This is a genomic window from Halalkalibacter lacteus (assembly GCF_036663595.1).
In the GTDB taxonomy this organism is placed as follows: Bacteria; Bacillota; Bacilli; order Bacillales; family Bacillaceae_D; genus Halalkalibacter; species Halalkalibacter lacteus.
Genome location: NZ_JAWRVL010000427.1, coordinates 1 through 240, shown reverse-complemented (window position 1 = coordinate 240; position 240 = coordinate 1). Strand labels below are relative to the sequence as shown.

General features: G+C 36.7%; 1 pseudogene. It reads right to left on the bottom strand.

Annotated features, from left to right (window positions below):
• Positions 1 to 124 precede the first annotated feature (124 nt).
• Positions 125 to 240: pseudogene (locus SAZ04_RS22900) on the bottom strand (transposase); the annotation flags it as partial.

Here is a 240-nt window from a genome sequence, read left to right as displayed (position 1 = left end):
CTAAAAAGACCTGTACAGCGAGAACGATTACATATTCAGATCGCTGTATAGGTTTCGATATGTTTCAAGTTAGATACTCTCTTTAAAACGACTACCCACAACAACCGCTCATGAATCCTCTGCCAACAATAAAACTACTCATTCCTTTTAAATATCCCAAAAATAGAGAAACACTTAACTTCTGTGGAATGCTTAATAACATATGGATGTGATCCGTACCAGCAAATTCTACGTGAAACG